Genomic DNA, 2,798 nt, shown 5'->3' with positions numbered 1-2,798 from the left:
CCTGGCCGCCACCGGGCGCTGAACCGGTCCCGATTGAGGATTTCTACGAACGCCTCGCCGACCTCGGCTACGCCTATGGGCCCGCGTTCCAGGGCCTGACCGCGGTCTGGACCCGGGAAGGGGAGATGCTCGGCGAGGTCGCCCTCCCCGAGAGCGCCGACGCGGCCGGGTACGGAATCCACCCGGCTCTCCTGGACGCCGCCCTGCACGTCTCCATGGCCGCGACACCCCTGGGCGACACCGACAGCGTGCAGATGCCGTTCGCGTGGAACCGTGTCACTCTCCACGCCACCGCCGCCACCGCGCTTCGGGTCCGCGCCACCCCCGGTCCTGATGGCTTGAAGGTGAACCTGGCCGACACCGCCGGCGAGCCGGTCCTGACCATGGAAGCCCTCGCCTCACGACCTTTCACCGCCACCGATCTCAACGCTCCCGCCGCCCATGGCGCGTTGTTCGCGGTCGAATGGTCCCCTCTCTCCGTCCTGGCCGGCAGCGCCTCTACGGCTCCCGGCACCGAGCCGGCGAAGGGGACGAGCAGCGCTGTGATCGCGGATGTGGCGGGTCTGGAGTCCTTGGTCGAGGACGTGCCGGAGTGGCTGGTCTTGGACGCGGACCTGCTCGTTTCCTGTGGCCTCGACCGGCGCGTCGATGCCGCTGGCTCTGAGTCGGGTGAGTTGGTGCGGGTGCGGGTGGTGTTGGCGCGGGTGTTGGAGGTGTTGCAGGCGTTCACGTCCGGGTCGGTTTTTGCTGGGGCTCGGTTGGCAGTGGTGGTTCGGGGTGCGGGTGGTGACCCGGTCGCGGCTGCGGTCGCCGGACTGGTGCGTTCGGCCCAAGCGGAGAACTCCGGTCGGATCCTGCTGGTGGATCTCGGCCCTGGGACCGCGGAGCTTCCGGATCTCGCGGGTCTGCTGGAGCAGGCCGCCGCTGATGGGGAGTGGGAGATTCGGCTGGGGGACGGGCTGGTCGAGGTGCCACGGCTCGTCCGAGTCGTTGAAGAGGATGCGGCCGGGGGTGTGGGTGCCGGTTGCGTGGTGGTGACCGGTGGGCCTGGGACGTGGGGTGCCCTCGTAGCCCGGCATCTGGTCGCCGTGCACGGGGTCCGGAATCTGGTTCTGGCTTCGTCGCAGGGCCCTGCCGAAGCGGGGGCCGAACAGCTCCAGGCGGACCTGGAGACCGCTGGCGCCCAGGCGCGGATCGTGGCCTGTGATGTCGCAGATCGTGATCAGGTCGAGGCCTTGCTCGCTGGAGCATCGGCGCCGCTCAGCGCGGTGATTCACACCGCTGAGGTCCTGGACGACGCGGTTCTGGGCGGCCTGATTCCGGAGCGGTTGGACGCGGTGTTGCGTCCGAAGGCGGATGCGGCCACGCATCTGGATGAGTTGACGCGCGGGTTGGGGTTGGCCGCGTTCGTGGTGTTCTCATCCGCCACAGGGGTGATGGGCGGGCCAGGGCAGGGGAACTACGCGGCGGCGAACGGCTATCTCGACGCGCTCGCCACCCGGCGCCGCGCCACCGGCGAGGCTGCCGTGTCCCTGGCCTGGGGCCACGATGTCCCGAACATGACGACCCTGCTCGACGCGGCGCTCGCGGTGGACCGTCCGGTGCTGGTCCCGATGGTGCTGGATCTGACGGCGCTCCGCCGCCACGACGGGCAGGTGCCGGGACCGCTGCGCCTGCTGGCCGGTCCGCAACGCCGCGCCGCCGAGGCCGCGAACGGCCTGTCGGCGAAGCTGGCCGCGATGACGCCGGAGGACCGGGAGCGGTATGTGTCCGAGCTGGTCCGCGCCGAAGCGGCCGCCGTTCTCGGCGCCGCGGACCAGGATCTGGTGCGGGCCGACCAGACCTTCGGCAACGCGGGATTCACCTCACTGGCCGCGGTCGAGTTCCGGAACCGGCTGATGGCACTGACCGGGACGAAGCTACCGGCGACCTTGGTGTTCGACTATCCGACCCCGTCGGCGCTGGCCGACTTCCTGAGCGCGCAGCTGGCGGGCACCGTCGCCGTATCCGCGCCCGTCGCGGCACCGGGCCACGTGAACGAACCGGTGGCGGTCGTGGGTGTGGGGTTGCGGCTGCCCGGTGGTGTCGACAGCCCGGCCGCGTTCTGGGAGCTGTTGTCCTCGGGCACGGATGCGGTGGGGGAGTTCCCCACCGACCGGGGTTGGGATCTGGAGGGCTTGTTCGGCTCGGATTCTGATGCCGCAGGGAAGTCGTCTGTCCGTGTCGGTGGCTTCCTGGCCGATGCGGCGGGCTTTGACGCCGGGTTCTTCGGGATCAGTCCGCGTGAGGCGTTGGCGATGGATCCGCAGCAGCGGTTGCTGCTGGAGACCTCGTGGGAGGCGCTGGAGCGGGCCGGGATCGACCCGTCCTCGCTGCACGGCCGTGACGTCGGGGTCTACACCGGCATCATCGAGAACGACTTCCAGGCGGCGGCCGGCGCGGCCCGGGACGTGGAGGGATACCGAGCCACCGGCGGCGCGCACAGTGTGGCGTCGGGGCGTATCTCCTATGTGCTGGGCCTGGAAGGTCCGGCCGTCAGTGTCGACACGGCGTGTTCGTCGTCGCTGGTGGCGTTGCATCTGGCGGCTCAGGCGTTGCGTGCGGGTGAGTGCTCGATGGCCCTGGCTGGCGGCGTGACCGTGATGGCGGGCCCGGCGACCTTCGTGGAGTTCTCCCGGCTCGGAAACATGGCCCTCAACGGCCGTTGCAAGGCCTTCTCAGATGCGGCGGACGGCATGGGCCTGGCTGAGGGCGCCGGAATGCTCGTGTTGGAGCGTCTGTCGGATGCGCGGCGGCTC

1 protein-coding gene is annotated in these 2,798 nt (G+C 70.6%); it reads left to right on the top strand.

What is annotated here, in order from left to right:
* On the top strand, positions 1–2,798 hold a 2,798-nt coding region (locus tag MJ797_RS24970), incomplete at both ends, for an SDR family NAD(P)-dependent oxidoreductase (protein ID WP_239341905.1).

This window comes from Protofrankia sp. CiP3, from assembly GCF_917627345.1.
Taxonomy (GTDB): domain Bacteria; phylum Actinomycetota; class Actinomycetes; order Frankiales; family Frankiaceae; genus Protofrankia.
This window is presented reverse-complemented; position numbering and strand designations above follow the sequence as displayed.